At 50.4% G+C, this 15,437-nt stretch carries 16 protein-coding genes; 10 read left to right on the top strand and 6 right to left on the bottom strand.

Annotated elements, in window-relative coordinates:
• Positions 1 to 11: 11 nt before the first annotated feature.
• Complete coding sequence (locus ABWH99_RS21895; protein WP_375583898.1) at positions 12 to 1,595, bottom strand: WG repeat-containing protein; 1,584 nt, start codon at positions 1,593 to 1,595, stop codon at positions 12 to 14.
• 115 nt (positions 1,596 to 1,710) lie between these two features.
• A complete protein-coding gene (gene hemA / locus ABWH99_RS21890; RefSeq protein WP_375583897.1) occupies positions 1,711 to 2,985 on the bottom strand; it encodes a glutamyl-tRNA reductase in 1,275 nt (424 codons plus the stop codon).
• 183 nt (positions 2,986 to 3,168) lie between these two features.
• Between hemA and ABWH99_RS21885 the strand changes: the two genes are divergently transcribed.
• The 3 genes from ABWH99_RS21885 (at position 3,169) to ABWH99_RS21875 (ending at position 5,229) form a co-directional block, all read left to right on the top strand.
• On the top strand, positions 3,169 to 3,882 hold the full coding sequence (locus ABWH99_RS21885; RefSeq protein ID WP_375583896.1) for a ComEA family DNA-binding protein: 714 nt from the start codon (positions 3,169 to 3,171) through the stop codon (positions 3,880 to 3,882).
• Positions 3,883 to 3,937: 55 nt separating this feature from the next.
• Entirely contained in the window at positions 3,938 to 4,414 is a 477-nt protein-coding gene (locus ABWH99_RS21880) for a type I restriction enzyme HsdR N-terminal domain-containing protein (protein ID WP_375583895.1), read from the top strand.
• A gap of 101 nt (positions 4,415 to 4,515) precedes the next feature.
• On the top strand, positions 4,516 to 5,229 hold the full coding sequence (locus ABWH99_RS21875; RefSeq protein WP_375583894.1) for a Crp/Fnr family transcriptional regulator: 714 nt from the start codon (positions 4,516 to 4,518) through the stop codon (positions 5,227 to 5,229).
• An 11-nt stretch (positions 5,230 to 5,240) separates the two neighbouring features.
• Here the strand turns inward: ABWH99_RS21875 and ABWH99_RS21870 are convergent, their stop codons facing one another.
• The 4 genes from ABWH99_RS21870 to ABWH99_RS21855 form a co-directional block, all read right to left on the bottom strand.
• A complete protein-coding gene (locus ABWH99_RS21870; protein WP_375583893.1) occupies positions 5,241 to 5,930 on the bottom strand; it encodes a DUF1080 domain-containing protein in 690 nt (229 codons plus the stop codon).
• Positions 5,931 to 6,027: 97 nt separating this feature from the next.
• Positions 6,028 to 6,744 (bottom strand): gluconate 2-dehydrogenase subunit 3 family protein, encoded by a 717-nt coding sequence (locus tag ABWH99_RS21865; protein WP_375583892.1) that lies wholly within the window; start codon positions 6,742 to 6,744, stop codon positions 6,028 to 6,030.
• A 3-nt stretch (positions 6,745 to 6,747) separates the two neighbouring features.
• Complete coding sequence (locus ABWH99_RS21860; protein WP_375583891.1) at positions 6,748 to 8,487, bottom strand: GMC oxidoreductase; 1,740 nt, start codon at positions 8,485 to 8,487, stop codon at positions 6,748 to 6,750.
• 122 nt (positions 8,488 to 8,609) lie between these two features.
• Complete coding sequence (locus ABWH99_RS21855) at positions 8,610 to 9,284, bottom strand: arylesterase (RefSeq protein ID WP_375583890.1); 675 nt, start codon at positions 9,282 to 9,284, stop codon at positions 8,610 to 8,612.
• A gap of 104 nt (positions 9,285 to 9,388) precedes the next feature.
• Between ABWH99_RS21855 and ABWH99_RS21850 the strand changes: the two genes are divergently transcribed.
• From ABWH99_RS21850 to ABWH99_RS21820, 7 genes are all read left to right on the top strand, one after another.
• The gene (locus tag ABWH99_RS21850) at positions 9,389 to 10,066 is read left to right on the top strand and encodes an ABC transporter ATP-binding protein (protein WP_375583889.1); all 678 of its coding nucleotides are present in this window, start codon (positions 9,389 to 9,391) and stop codon (positions 10,064 to 10,066) included.
• Positions 10,059 to 12,176, top strand: a complete 2,118-nt coding sequence (locus ABWH99_RS21845) for an ABC transporter permease (protein ID WP_375583888.1) — start codon at positions 10,059 to 10,061, stop codon at positions 12,174 to 12,176. Before ABWH99_RS21850 ends, ABWH99_RS21845 begins: the two co-directional genes overlap by 8 nt.
• A complete protein-coding gene (locus tag ABWH99_RS21840) occupies positions 12,145 to 12,576 on the top strand; it encodes an FtsX-like permease family protein (RefSeq protein ID WP_375583887.1) in 432 nt (143 codons plus the stop codon). Before ABWH99_RS21845 ends, ABWH99_RS21840 begins: the two co-directional genes overlap by 32 nt.
• 117 nt (positions 12,577 to 12,693) lie before the next feature.
• Positions 12,694 to 13,143: a MarR family winged helix-turn-helix transcriptional regulator gene (locus tag ABWH99_RS21835; RefSeq protein ID WP_375583886.1), complete on the top strand. Its 450-nt coding sequence runs from the start codon at positions 12,694 to 12,696 to the stop codon at positions 13,141 to 13,143.
• 83 nt (positions 13,144 to 13,226) lie between these two features.
• Positions 13,227 to 13,754 carry a YceI family protein gene (locus ABWH99_RS21830; protein WP_375583885.1) on the top strand — a complete coding sequence of 176 codons (528 nt, stop codon included), beginning with the start codon at positions 13,227 to 13,229 and terminating at the stop codon, positions 13,752 to 13,754.
• Between the two features lie 50 nt (positions 13,755 to 13,804).
• Positions 13,805 to 14,764 carry a ring-cleaving dioxygenase gene (locus ABWH99_RS21825; RefSeq protein WP_375583884.1) on the top strand — a complete coding sequence of 320 codons (960 nt, stop codon included), beginning with the start codon at positions 13,805 to 13,807 and terminating at the stop codon, positions 14,762 to 14,764.
• A complete protein-coding gene (locus ABWH99_RS21820; protein WP_375583883.1) occupies positions 14,752 to 15,363 on the top strand; it encodes an alpha/beta hydrolase in 612 nt (203 codons plus the stop codon). The genes ABWH99_RS21825 and ABWH99_RS21820 overlap by 13 nt, the downstream gene beginning before the upstream one ends.
• The last annotated feature ends 74 nt before the right edge of the window (positions 15,364 to 15,437 follow it).

Here is a 15,437-nt window from a genome sequence, read left to right as displayed (position 1 = left end):
CAACGGGAGCTTTAGGCTCCCGTTGCTTTTCGCCTTCTTTTTTTCTTTTTACCCCCATCCGCTTCATCGAGATCGGCCTCGTCCGTCTCGCTTTTCGCCAGGATCTTCTGGTTGTCTTTGTCAAATAGAATGCGGCTGTAATACAAGGGCAGAACAAAATCTCCGTCTTCCCGCATGATACCGTAGTTACTTTCTTTACGAATCAAAATTCGGTTGGGACCTTCCGGGCGTATTTCGTCAAATTGGGGGCTGCAAATCAGTTGGCCATCCGGGCGGGCCAATCCAAGAAGTCCGTTTTTTTCCAGCAGGTAATACCCGTCCTGAGTCCTGCTGATACGGTCGCAGGTCTCCAGAAGTCTTTCGCCGTTACGGCCGATCAGGTGCCGATCTTCACCTTCGGCTACGATTGCAATTCCTTGCGAAAAGGAACCCGCAGCATCATAGGTACAGGGGACGATCAAGGCGTTTGCACGATCGATGTACCCCCATTTTCCATCCAACTTCACGGCGGCCATGCCTTCCGAAAACGGCCGTACCTCATCGTATTGGGCATCGATTACGGTGTTTCCGGCGGCGTCTACGTATCCGTAGCGCCCGCCTATCCGAGCTCCATACAAACCCTGGTTTCCGGGCAGAAGTTGCCTGGCTACGCTCGTGGGACGTACTTCCCACTTGCCCTCCGGATTGAGCAGACCCGTGGTGGCGTCCCGGAAATGTACGTTGTAATACGCATCAATTTTCCGAACCGAATCCATGCCCACGATGTCCAAAAGAATACCGTCTTTCTTCATGATTCTGCGGAGTTTTCCATGGATGTATTCCACCATTACTCCCTCTTCGATGCTGATCCGGTGAAAGCTATTGTACCGGATGTCTGCATCTGTGGAAAGGGCATTGATCAACAGGTATTCCCGGTTGTTTTTAGCAAAGAAATGGTTCTCTTCCAGATGGCTGATTTCGTCAATAATGGGCTCCAGAATGTACGAGCCCTCCCGGTTGATCAATCCGTAGCCCGTGGCTTCCCGGGCCAGAATCACGTCCGGGGCCGGGTCGGTCAGGGCGAGAAATCTTCGTTCGGGCATTTGGGACAATGGCAGGGCAAACGACCCGTCGGCATGCTGCGCAATCACCTGCCCGTTTTTTGCAATTCGCGCATTTGCGAAGGAACCGATGGACTCCGTGGTCCGTTTACCCCGGTCATAGACGTAGTAGTCTGTACCCTTTCTTGCGAGAAGGTGGGTATAAAAGGTCGTGATTTCGTCGTACTCACTCTCCAGCACCTGTTCCCCGTATTCGTGGAAAGCGCCAAAGGTGTCTCCATTTTTGATAACAATCCAGGGTTCCAGGTATTGGTAGAGGCGAGCGCTATCGATCCGGACAAAGGAATTGTACTCGGGGTCCAGGAATGACAAATCGTTCTCCCAGACATTGATCCGAAGGGAATTTCCCAGCAGGAAAATGTTCCCGGAAGAAATCTTTTTTTCAAGGTTAAAATCGCTATCGAAGACTTCCCAGGTTTGTGCACGACTTTCCGGAAAAGGAGACAGCCAAAGGACAGCGAAAAGCAGGAAACAGATCGGGTAGTTTTTTTTCATGCGAGACACGTTTGGGGTGAAAGTAAAAATAAACCGGCGCATTTTCAATAAAAAAGATCATTGGGAACGAAGCCAAAAAGAAATCCTTACAGTACCTGACTACAGCGGTAAACGGTTATTCCTGCTTTTTCTCCTCCTGCTTTTCCAGATCGAACAGGTCGTTGATGATGCCGATCATCTCCTCTGCCTGATCTCGCTTGCAGGCCGCTTTTAATTGCACCACGGGCACTTTGAGGATTTTTTGCATCATGCTCCTGGTGATTTTATCAATGATTTCGAATTGGGTATCCGAGGTATTTTTCAGGTACCTTTCCAACTCTTCCTTTCGGATTTGCTCCAGGGTGTTTTTCAATTTATTGATGGTGGGAGATACCATCATTTCTTTTTTCCAGTCGTAAAATTCGCGAATGCTTTCTTCAATGATTCCCTCTACCAAGGGGATGGCTGCGGTGCGTTTGCTAAGCGTCTCACTGGCTTTGCTACGAATATTGTCCACGTTGTATAACAGTACCCCTGGGATATCTTCCAGCGCGGTGTCGATGCTCCGCGGTACGGATAAGTCTACGAACAGTTTGTAACTCTTTATTTCAAAATTACTTACCAGGCCCTTGGTAATAAAGGGTTCGGATTTCATAACCGAGGAGATGATTACGTCCGCATCCTTCATCGCTTCGAAACAGCCCTCGAACGGGAGCGCATCAAAACCGTATTCCCCGGCAAGGGCTTCCGCCTTGGCAAAGGTTCGGTTCGAAATCGTGACCTGCGCATCTTTCAGGTAGACCAGGTTTTTGGCTACATCCTCTCCGATTTCACCCAGGCCAATGAGTAGTACCCGGGGTTGGTGCGTGTTGGAGGTTAGTTCTTCTATCAATTCTACGGCAGCATAGGAGACCGAGGCTGCCCCGTCCCTGAAGGCCGTTTCCTGTACCACTCGCTTGTTGGTAAAGAAAATGGTGTGCATGAGCCGGTGCAGGAAGGGACCTGCCATCTCCATATCGGCAGAAGCCTGGTACGCTCGCTTGACCTGATTGGAAATTTGCATGTCTCCGATTACCTGCGCTTCCAAGCCCATAGCTACCCGGAATAGGTGCTCGATGGCGTCTTTGTCATTGGGAAACAAGTCAAAATATTCCAGGTAGGAAATGGTATCGAGCAGGCCTTTTTCAAGACCCACCAATTTGATGATTTCCGTCGAAAGGTCCAGCTCGTGGCTGTAATAGATTTCCGTACGATTACAGGTCGAAAGTATCAACGTATCGGTGAGGCTAAAAAAGTCTTTTAATTTCCCCAGCAGCGAACGCACGGCAGGCTCATCCAACGAAACCAATTCCCTGATTTCTACAGGGGCGTTTTTGTAAGACAGACTTAAAGCTTTGAACGTTGACTGCATGGTACGATACTTTCGGCTACAAATTTATTACAGAAAACGGATGAAAGGAATAAATTCAGTGAAGGGAAACTAATTTATAACTCTTCTAAATAAATTTTTTCTCCATCTCCTATCATGCAATAATGCGAAATTTTGGAATATAATTCCAATAGTATTAATTTATCAAGTCAATAGACACCACCAATGGCAGATAAGTTGTTTTATTTCCTCAAATCGTATCTGGGGTTTACCCGAAAAGAATCCCGGGGATTCGTGTTTGTGATTCCACTGCTGTTGGTCTTGCATGCAGTTCCCCAGTTGATTTCGGAGTACCTGCGATCGACCGAGCAAAAAAAATACCGGCAATACCTGGAGATGGCCGAAGCAACGCCGGAGATTTCCTTGCAGCCCACGGCCGGATCGGATCCCTCGCCCCATCCGCCGCCGTTTCAGGAGGCAGGAAATGACAAGCCAACGCAAAAAAAGGCGACTCAACTTTCCCGACCGGAAACACCCTCCCTGAATACGGTGCCTTTCCCGGAAGCCGGCTCCGTTGAACTCCAAATGGTATCGGGCGTGGGTCCGGTGCTATCTGCCCGTATTGAGGCTTTTCGAGAAAAACTGGGCGGATTTCATTCGCCGGAGCAACTGCTTGAAGTGTATGGGGTAGATGCCGAGCTGGCTCAGAAGATCTATGAGGTGTTTCCGTTTCAGGCAAAGATAATGCGGACCCTCGCGATCAATGAGGCAGCGGTCGGTGAGCTGGCCAATCATCCCTATATTGGGTACGGAGAAGCGAAGGTAATGGTGGCCTATCGGCAGCAACACGGTGCTTATAGCAGTGCTGCAGACCTGCTACAAATCAAAATTTTCACGCCGGAATGGGTGGACCGTATCGCCCCCTACCTGAGTTTCTAGCAGGCATGGTTAAATAGGACTTGGGCGGACGGTTTTTTTCTCGCAACTTTGCAACATGTCGGAAAAGCTAGCGTATTGGACCGAACAAAAACTAAACCTGCCTTCGTTTAATTTTCGGATACGAGAGGAGGAAAATGGGAAAGTTTCTATTTTTGATCCGCTGAGAAGAAAATACCTGGTACTGACGCCGGAGGAGTGGGTTCGGATGCACCTGGTCCATTATTTAACTGCTTATTTGGATTATCCGAAAAGCTTGATTTCTCTGGAACGAGGCCTTCGCTACCATGGCCTGCAAAAACGGTTCGACATTCTCGTCAGGGACCGGGCGGGGTCGGCTTTTTTATTGATCGAATGCAAGGCGCCGGAAATCCCGCTGACCCAAAAAGTGGTGGAACAAGTCAGTATGTACAATCAGAAGATTCAGGCATCCTTTTTAGGAATCAGCAATGGCAACACGCATATCTGCATGCAGCGGGATGCGGTTTCGGGAAAATATCGTCAAATCAATCGTTTCCCTGATTTTGTAAGTTAGCTTTCCACACTCTCTTCCAAAAATAATGGTTGTTCAGTGACTTTAGTCATGTAATTTAGTAAATTTACGCTGTAAGTTTCGAGTGAATTTGACAATGTAGCATGAGCAATCCGGTAAAAAATACGCCCTGTGAATTGTGCTTGAGTAGAAAGTTTTCCATGTTTTCAGAGTTGGGAGAAGCTCACTTGTGCAACGTTTCTGATAGCAAGAACCTTATCTCCCACAAAAAAGGTCAGATACTTTACTACGAAAACACGAAACCCCTGGGAGTTTTCTGTGTCAGCAGTGGGGTGGTTAAGATTTTTAAGACCGCCTCCAATGGAAAAGAACAAATCATCCGTCTGGCCAAAAAGGGGGATTTTGTGGGCTACACTTCCCTGATTGGAGAGGAGGCGTACTCGACTACCGCAACAATCGTGGAGGATGCCAAAATCTGTTTTGTGCCGAAGGAAGTGTTTCTGAAGGTTTTGGGAGAAGACAATAACTTTCACCGACGCCTTACCCAGGCCCTTTGCCACGACATGGGGGTGATGGAAAGCAAGTTGACCGACGCCACACAGAAATCCATTCGCGAGCGCCTGGCCCTGGCGCTGTTAAAACTCGGGGATAGCTACGGGGTAGACGGAGGGGGAAACCAGCGATTGGACATTACGCTTACCCGCGAAGAAATTGCTGGGATCGTGGGTACGGCCACCGAAACAGTCATACGCCTGTTGTCGGAATTCAAAAAAGACGGATTGATCGATCTTCAAGGGAAAAAGATCCTGCTGCTGGATCGAAAAGGGCTGGCGCGTTTGTCGGATTTTTACGGATAACACCCGCCGGTTCATTCGGAAAGGCCGTTGATTTTTTCCAGGACTAATTTTCGAAATTCCACTTCCGCTCCTTCCGCCTGAACCGCTATTTGCCCCCGGCTGGCGGTGGCGCCGTAGCCGTCATTGACCAGGTCGCCATTTACCCATACCCGTACCCGGTCTTTGTAGCATTCGATGACCATCTCGTTCCAGTCACCCGGGGGATTTTCGGAGCCATCGGTCAGGTTCAGAATGCGCCGGTTTTTTCCTTCCGTAATGCCCCAGGCTTCTTTTGGCCCCCTTCGTTCCACCATGTTGTCTACCTCGATGTTTTCCACGATACACCAGAAATCGCCTGCATTCTCGTGCATCATTTGTACTTCGATGGATTTGGGAAACATGCCGTACAGGGACCTTGGTGTGGAGGCGTGGACCAGTATCCCGCAGTTACCCGTTTCGCCCGGAAAGCGGTACTCTGCGGTAATCCGGTAATTTTCATGGATAGCATCGGTAATCAGGTGTCCCTGAGGGGTCCCCAGGCTTACCAACATGCCTTCCCGAACCAGAAAAGACGGCCCGATCGTTGGGTTTTTGTCTTTTTCGGGCACGTCGGCGTGCCAGCCGCTCAGGTCTTTTCCATTGAATAAGGGCACTTCCTGGGCCATGCTCGCTGAGACAAGCAAAAAAACGGCGATCGTATTCAACCAGAAAAAAGACTTCATGGGCATTGTGGGTTCGTGTAGGAAAATAGGACAAGGCCGGAAATGGCTGCGGTGCGCAATTTCCGGCGCTTGAGTGAAAGGAACTGGACAGGGACCGTTACCCGATCAGATTGCCCTCATCGTCCCATTGGGCGATGGTACCCCGGGTTGAAATGTCCAGGTAAACGTCTTTGTACTTGGGATCATTTTGAAGACCGTGTTTGGCCAAAACTTCTTCCGGTACGCCGTCCCAGGCATTGGGCCGGTTGCCCACGTAGCCCAGGTCTTTGAACCCCTCTTCGCTGGTAAAGAAGCCGGTCGCAGTCAGGTTGCGCAGCATGTTGAAAAACCGGACACCACCCTCGTTTTCGGGTTTGGCTTTATCCGGCCAGGCAATCTCGTCGATGACCTGAAGGCGTTGGCCTTCGTCGATTTCAAGGAATTTTGCACCAAACATTTCGTCGGAAAGGTGGTCCAGCCATAGAAGTCCTCCCCGCATGGGGGTTTGGTACGTGGGGATATCCTTCATCATAAATTCAATGAAATCCGGAACGCCGGCTTGCGTGGCGCTGCCGGAGGTATCGTCGGCGGGAATGATGATGTCTACCAGAATATCCAATTTTCTCCGTTCTTCTTCCGTAAAAAAAGTCTGGGATTTTAGGTTTTCGTTGTAAAGGATTTCTTCGGGAGTTCGCCCATAACTTCCAAATTCACCGATGCTGGGATTGTGCGGAATTTCCGTGGATTCGGGCGCTTCGGGGCCACAGCCGGTAAAGAGGAAGCCCGAAGCCAGGGACCCTGTAAATAACAGTTTTAAATTTTCTCTTCTGTTCATGGCTTATATGTTTTGCTTTGCTAATTGATCGATGATGTATTCGGAGGTCCTCCAGGAGAGGGCCAGAATGGTCCAGGTGGGGTTTTTGTCAGCTTGTGATACAAAAGGTCCGCCATCGACCACAAATAAATTCTTGCAGTCGTGTGCCTGGGAATACTTGTTGAGGACGGAGGTCTCCGGATTGTCGCCCATGCGCGTCGTTCCTACTTCGTGGATGATCCGTCCCGGCTTGTGCAGGCCGTACTGCTGCTCGGCTCCTGGTTTGGATCCCAGGATAATGGCTCCCATGCTGCCGAGTATTTCCTCAAAGGTATCGTGCATGTGCTTTGCTTGCTTGAGCTCCTGATCGGTCCACTTGTAATGAAATTTCAACACGGGAATTCCGTATTTGTCAACGACCTGATTGTCAATTTCACAATAGTTGCTGTACTGTGGGATGCTTTCTCCCCTGCCCGACATGCCCACGGTGCTGCCATAAAACCGACGAATGTCTTTCTTCAGACCTTCACCGTACCCACCATTCGGGCTTGGGTTACCAAATTCATCTTTCACGTATTTTCGCATGGTATCCATTCCTCCGCCAAAGCCGTAAGAGGGCATGCCCATACCGCCCCAGTACTCGATATGGTAGCCTCGGGCGAAATCCAGGTTTTTTTCGTTGAGCCACCAGGGCGTATAAACGTGCATGCCACCTACACCGTCTTCGTTGTAGCGCTCACGATCCATCATGTCGGGAAGAATACCCATACGGTCGGCGCCGGTGGAGTCGTGCAGGTAGTGCCCCACTTGTCCGGAACTGTTTCCCAACCCATCGGGATGCGTTTGGGACTTGGAATTTAGCATGATTCGGGCGGATTCGCAGGCAGAGGCTCCGAGCACCACCACCCGGGCATGTAGGGTATACTCCTGCATATCCAGCTTGCTGATGTACCGTACGCCGGTCGCTTCGCCCCGGTCGTTGGTCACTACTTTTCGGACCATGGCCATGGTGTATAAGTCCACCTGCCCCTTTTTCATGGCGGGTTTTACCAGACAGGTTCCGGAAGAAAAATCCGCATAAACCTGACAGGCCCGGTTACATTGGCTGCAGAAAAAACAGGTGCCCCGATCATTGTTTACGGGCCGGGTGAGAATGGATAGCCGGGAGGGAATAACCGGAATGCCTACCTTGTCGGCTCCCTTTTTGATATGCAATTCGTGCAAGCGTGGCTTGGGTGGAGGAAGGAAAAAGCCGTCCGGCTCGTTGCGAATCCCCTCTTTGGATCCGAAAACACCGATCAGACGGTCTACCTTGTCGTAATAGGGCGCAACGTCTTCGTAGCCTATCGGCCAGTTGTCACCCATTCCATCCAGGTCTTTTCGTTTGAAATCCAAAGGGCCAAACCGAAGGGATATTCTTCCCCAGTGGTTGGTCCTACCGCCCAGCATTCGCGAGCGAAACCAATCAAATTCACTGTCATCACCCCGGGTATAGGGCTCACCTTCGATGTCCCAGCCGCCAATGGCCGCATCAAAATCGCCAAAGGGTCGCACGGTACCGGCACCCCTTCGAGGAGATTCCCAGGGAGGTCGGAGTTGTGTCCGGTGCTCCTCTTTGGCAGGGTCAAAATCGGCACCTGCCTCCACTACTGCTACTTTTAACCCGGCTTCGGCCAGGATTTTTGACGCCATGCCACCTCCTGCACCAGACCCTACGATGACTACATCGTACGCATCTCCGGCAGTTTGTATATGTACACTCATATAATTGTCCTTTGTTTAAAATTTTTCAAAAAGTAAGATAATTTTCTTAAAATAAAAAACGAATTGCTGTTCTCCCACAGAATACCCGAGCGGCCGGCTTCGGGTCGTTCGGAAACGCGTACTTACAGCAGTGGTTCCAGATACTCCCAAACGGTTTCGGCTACGAGTTGGTGCCCCTCCTCGGTGGGATGAATTCCATCCGGCAGGTTTAACTCGGGGTCTCCGGCAACTCCTTCCAGAAGAAATGGAATCAGCACTACACCGGTGGCTGCCGAGATTTCGGTATACATGTTTTGGAAACCCGCCGAGTAGTCGGGGCCCATATTGGGGGGGATTTGCATGCCGGCCAAGACCAGGCTCGTTTCGGGGTATTTTTCCCGCACTTGAGAAATGATGGCTTTCAGATTTTTTCGGGTCTCCTCCAGGGAAATGCCTCGCAGCCCGTCGTTTCCTCCCAGCTCCAGTACAAATACCTCGGGGGCTTCCTCCAGAAACCAATCCAGACGACTTAACCCACTGGCAGTGGTCTCCCCACTTAAGCCGGCATTGATGACCCGGTAATCCATTCCCAAACTGTCGATTCGATCTTGAATCAATGCAGGGAATGCATCCTCCTCGTCGATTCCGTACCCGGCGGTCAGGCTATTTCCAAAAAACAAGATCGTTTTTACAGGCGTTTTGTCCCGGGGCTTGGCTTCTGTCTTGCCCGGTTCCTGTTTTTCCTGTGGTTTTTGGCTACAAGATGGTACCAGGTACAGGAGTAAAGCAGCTAACACGATCAGATGGATGCTTCTCATGAAAATAAGATTTGTCAAGAAATTAGCGTTCATTTATCAAAAATACTAAACTTAATTCACTATTGTTTTTGTTACCAAGCGATAAGTATTTTTATTTGAAACATATGAATGTATTGAAAGTTGAAAATCTAACCAAAAAATACCGCAGTGGCAATCGGGAGCTCACCGTTTTGGATCAGGTGAATTTCGAGGTGGCATTGGGGGCAACCTTATCCATCGTGGGCCCCTCCGGAAGTGGGAAAACCACCCTTTTGGGACTCTGTGCAGGACTGGATGTAGCGACTTCCGGCTCGGTCATTCTGGATGGGCAGGCATTGGAAACACTGACAGAGGACCAACGGGCGGGTGTACGGAACGAGCGGGTTGGTTTTATCTTTCAAAATTTCCAACTCCTGCAAACCCTCACAGCGCTTGAAAACGTAATGGTCCCCCTGGAATTAAAAAAACGCAAGAATGCCCGGGAAAAAGCCATGGAACTGTTACGAAAAGTGGGCCTGGAGGATCGCGTGACCCATTACCCCAACCAACTTTCCGGAGGCGAGCAACAACGCGTGTCCATCGCCCGGGCTTTTGCCAACGAACCAAAGATTTTGTTTGCGGATGAGCCTACCGGAAACCTGGATACCGAAACCGGAGAAATGGTTGAAAATTTGATTTTTAAATTGAACGAAGAAGAAGGCACCACATTGATCTTGGTTACCCACGATCTGGAGTTGGCTGCCCGAACCCACCAATCCATTCACATCAAGGGAGGTAAACTACAGGAGGCGATCGATGGTTGATTGGAAATGGTCGCTGTTAATGGCCAAACGTGATTTGCGAAAAACAGGTGGAAGACTCGTACTTTTCGTGTCGGCGATCGTGACCGGTATCGCCGCATTGGTAGCCGTCACTTCGTTCGGTGATAACCTGAGCAAAGACATAGACGAGCAAGCCAAAGAATTGCTTGGGGCGGATTTGTCCCTACGGAAAAACCAGCCCATCGAGTTTCCCGACATCGAAGACCGTGCAGCAAAACGGGCGCTGGAAGTAAACTTTGCTTCCATGGTGTATTTTCCAGCAGTAGGCGAAAGCAGGCTTACCCAGGTTCGGGCACTGGAAGGAGATTTCCCATTTTATGGGCAACTGGAGACCTTGCCGGTCGCCGGCGATCGGGATTTTCGCAAAGGAGGCCGGCGCGCCCTGGTGGAAAAAACCCTGCTTGCGCAGTTTGGTGTAGGCGTGGGAGATACAATCAAGGTTGGAAATGTCAGCCTGGAAATCGTCGGCTCCCTGCAGAAAGTTCCCGGGCAAAACGGCATTACTGCCACCGTGGCCCCTGCGGTCTACATTCCCATGGACCAATTGGAAGCTTCCGGCCTCGTACAATACGGAAGTCGGGTCAATTACGTGCATTATTTTCAATTCGCGGAGGAATTTGACCTGGAAGCCCTCATAGCCGAAAAAGAAGAAACCTGGGAAGAGGATAAAGTAAGGTTGGAAACGGTGCAGTCCCAGAAGGAGTCTACCGGTAGGTCGTTTCAAAACTTATCAAACTTCCTGGTGCTGGTAGCCTTTATCGCGGTATTGCTCGGATGCGTGGGCGTGGGGAGCGCGATCAATGTGTTTGTGAAGGAGAAACTTCCCTCGGTCGCAGTCCTACGTTGCCTGGGGGTGCGCGCGAAAGAAATCGTGTTTGTCTACCTGGTGCAGATTTTTATCATGGGCTTCATTGGCTCCCTTCTGGGCGCCGCCGCTGGAGCCTTTTTACAGTTTTTGCTCCCACTGGTGTTCAGTGACTTCCTGCCCGTGGAAGTGACGGTACAGATTTCCTGGAGGGCCGTGGCCATGGGGACGCTCACCGGTGTGCTGATATCGGTGTTGTTTGCCTTGATTCCGCTACTGAAAGTCCGGAAGGTTTCTCCCATGATGACCTTGCGGCCGGACGAGGCCACGGCCGGCTTTGGAAAAGATCCCCTGCGTTGGATGGTATTGGTAGCGATCTTGCTTTTTATTTTCGGATTTAGCTACTACCTGCTGGGAGAATGGGACCAAATGTTTTGGTTTACCGGCTTTGTCCTCTTTTCCTTTGGATCCCTATGGCTGTTGGCAGTGGGGATAATGAAAGCAATCCGTACGTTTTTGCCCATTTCCCTGAACTACCCGGTTCGGCAGGCTTTGTCTAACTTGTACCGACCCAATAACCAAACCGTGTCGCTGTTGGCCACCATCGGTTTGGGAACTGCCATGATCGGAACGCTCTTTTTTATTCAGGACCAGCTTCTTGACGAGGTGCGCTTCGCGGATAAAGAAGATCAGCCCAACATGCTGTTCTTTGACATTCAAACCCACCAGGTAAACAGTATGAAAGCGGTGCTCGTAGCCGAAGGATTGCCCATCCTGCAGCACGTACCGATCGTGACCATGGGGGTAGCGGAAGTAAATGGCCTGACCAAACAAGACAATGAGGAGCTGGCAGAAGAAGATCAAAGATCCAGTTCCATGTATAACCGGGAATTCCGCGTCACCTACCGGGATACACTGATCGCCACGGAAGAACTGGCCGCCGGAAAGTTACTGCCCTTTGGCGAAAGCGATAGTATTTTTGTGTCCATGGAAGAGGGGTATGCCGAGAGAAACAACATTTCCCTCGGGGATGAGGTCGTATTCAATGTGCAGGGCAGACCGCTGACCACCTATGTTGGAAGCTTCCGAAAAGTGAATTTCCGGCGGGTATCCACCAATTTTCTGGTGGTATTCCCAGACAAGGTATTGGAAAACGCCCCTAAATTTCACGTGTTGATCACCCGTACCGACAACGATCAGGAATCCGCCAGCCTGCAAAACCTCATCGTGCGCCAATTTCCAAACGTTCTCAGTAGTGAATCTGAGCATGATCGTGGAAACCCTTGAAGAGATCCTGGGTAAAATTAGCTTTGTCATTCAATTCATGGCTTTGTTTAGTATCCTTACTGGCGTGCTGGTGCTCATCAGTTCGCTTTTGATCAGTAAATTTCAGCGTATACGGGAAAATATCCTGCTGCGCACCATCGGTGCCAGCCGCTCCACCCTGCTGAAAATCAATACGCTGGAATACTTGTTCCTGGGCGGATTGGCTGCCGGAGGAGGGATTGTGCTGTCCGTGCTGGCGGCATTTCTACTGAGTCGGTACCTGTTCGAGATTTCCTTTCGCATGGAATGGGCGCCCTTGGCCCTGGTATTCGCACTAATCACTCTCCTTACCGTGATTTTAGGCTGGGTGAATAGCACGAGTATTTTAAAGGCCAAAACCATGGATATTTTGCGCAGCTAGGAAAGAGTTGCCGGGGATCCACCGGCCAGGCTCGGGAAAAAAATTAAAAAAAAGTACTACCAATTGAAACTTTTCATGCGCTATTAATGTATATACATTAAATACAAACGAGACTAAATGAAAATCGAAGACGAGATCAGGCAAAAATCCTTCAATGACGTGTACAACAAGGCGGTGGTCAATCTTTTGTACACGCACAGTTACCTGGTCACCCGTCAGAGTAAACTATTCAGGCCCTTTGATGTGTCTCCTGAGCAATACAACGTGCTGCGGATTCTCCGTGGGCAGCACCCCAAGCCTATAACGGTATCCTCCATACAGGAACGAATGCTTAATAAAATGAGCAATGCCTCCCGTCTCGTGGAGAAATTAAAGAACAAGCACATGGTACAGCGAACGGAATGTGCCGAAGACCGGCGACAGGTGGATATCACCATTACGGAAAAGGGTCTGGCCGTTTTGGAGGAACTGGAAGGAGAAGTGAAAAAATTCAACAAGAACACCCTTCATCTGACAGAAAAGGAAGTGGAAACACTCAACGAACTCCTTGACAAATTGCGTGGCTGAAAAAAATTTACCCATATGTATGTATATACATTTAATGTATTAATATATAAATTAATTCAAACAAAAACGTAAACTGTAAAAAAATGAGTAAAGCAAAATGGATCATCGATCCCACCCATTCTGAGGTAGCCTTTAAGGTGAAGCACCTCGTTATTTCCACCGTTACCGGTTATTTTCGTGAATTCAGCGGAGAGGCGGAAAGTGATTCGGATGATTTCTCCGCCGCATCCATTGGTTTTTCGGCTACCGTAGATAGCATTGATACCCATCAGAAAGACCGGGACGCCCATTTGAAGTCCGCCGACTTTTTTGATGCGGCAAACCATCCGCAACTTACTTTCAGCAACGGAAAATTGGAACACAAGGGGGAGGAATGGGTCCTGAACGGTGACCTGACGATACGGGGGACGACGCAGCCGGTTGCCCTGAAAGCGGAGTTTGGAGGCATCGCTCAGGACCCGTATGGGCAGACAAAGGCTGGTTTTGAGCTGGAGGGCAAGCTGTCCAGAAAAGCCTTTGGGTTGACCTGGTCGGCAGTTACTGAAGCCGGCAGCGTGGTCGTCGGGGACGAAGTGAAAATCTTTGCCAGCATTCAGTTGGTGAAACAATAATCCCATCCGGGCTCCCGAATGCCGGGAGCCCGGAATAAAACTCAGGAATTATGAATCAAGGAATAGCTGGCATTCACCACGTCACTGCGATCGCCTCGGATCCGCAGCGCAACGTAGATTTTTATACCCGCGTACTGGGGTTAAGGTTGGTGAAGAAAACCATTAATTTCGATGCGCCGGACGTGTACCATTTTTATTTCGGGGACGAAACGGGAAGCCCCGGTACGATTCTTACCTTTTTCCCGTTTAAGGGAGCAACAAAAGGGAAAAGAGGGTTAGGAGAATTAACGTTCACGGCCTTTTCCATTCCCCGGGGATCCATTCCGTTTTGGCGAAAGCGATTAACCGATCTGGGGATTCCTGTCTCGGATACCCTGCAGCGATTTGGAGAAGAACTCATTCGCTTCACTGATCCCGACGGCATAGGCATTGAGCTGGTCACGGTTTCGGCGGATACGCGTACCGGCTGGAGCGGTGCAAGCGTACCTGCGGAGTACGCCGTCCGCGGCATCGCAGGGGTTACGCTGAACCTTCGTGAACTAGCGCCCACTGCCGCATTGCTGACACAGGTGTTGAATTATCGGTTTGAGCAGGCGTTTTCTGAAAAACGTAGCCGGTATGTAGTCGATGGGAATCCAGGTGAATTCGTTGACCTGGTCCTGCAGGATCCACCGGAACGCTCCCTACAGGGTGCGGGATCTGTCCATCACATTGCCTTTCGTACCGGTTCCGAGGAGCAGCAAATGCAACTACAGCGAATGCTGCGGAAAGTTGGGATACCTGTCACCGACGTGAAAGACCGGAGTTACTTTAAATCGATTTATTTTCGGGAGCCTGGTGGGGTGCTTTTCGAGATCGCCACTGATGCTCCAGGTTTTGCAACAGACGAGTCGCTGGAGACTATGGGGACGCAGCTGATGTTGCCGGATTGGGCCGAGTCCCAGCGAGAAGTGATTCAACGCAAGTTGCCGACCATTCGGGTAAACTATCAAGAACCATGGATCAACTAATACAGACTGGTAAGGACCTGCGCCTGGCAGCCGGAGTCGGCATCGTTTTGCATGGGCGAGGAGGGACCGCGTCCGGCATGAAGGGACTTTTGCCGGCTTTGGACCTGCCGGAGTTTGCCTTCCTCATTCCCCAGGCTCCGGGTAATTCCTGGTATCCCTTTGGGTTTATGGTCGAGGAGTCGAAGAACGAGCCGTTCCTGCGGCAGTCCCTGGAAAGGGTGCATACCTTGGTGGCTTCCGTTCTGGCTCAGGGCCTCTCGTCCTCTCAGATTTACTTTATCGGTTTCTCTCAGGGGGCCTGCCTTGCCCTGGAGTACGTTGCCAGGCATCCGCGTGTCTACGGCGGCGTATGTGCATTTACTGGTGGGTTGATTGGAAAGCAACTTCCAGAGGAGAAATACCGAGGGGATCTGGCAGGTACGCCTGTATTTATTGGCGCGAGTGAACGGGATTTCCATGTGCCCATGACCCGCATTCGGTTGTCGGGCGAGCGCCTGACTCGCATGGGTGCCGAGGTAAAGATTCTTGGCTACAATGACGGGCAGCACACGATTCGGCCAGAAGAGATCCTCGCAGCCAGGGAATTCGTATTTCGGTAGGTTTCTGAAAGTTCTGGCCCGGGATTTGAAGGAACATTTTTTGATCCTCCCCGTTCATGGGGAATAATGTTCAC

Source organism: Cyclobacterium xiamenense (genome assembly GCF_042140265.1).
GTDB lineage: Bacteria > Bacteroidota > Bacteroidia > Cytophagales > Cyclobacteriaceae > Cyclobacterium > Cyclobacterium xiamenense_A.
Note: the sequence above shows the minus strand (reverse complement) of the source record. Positions and strands in the feature narration are given on the sequence as shown.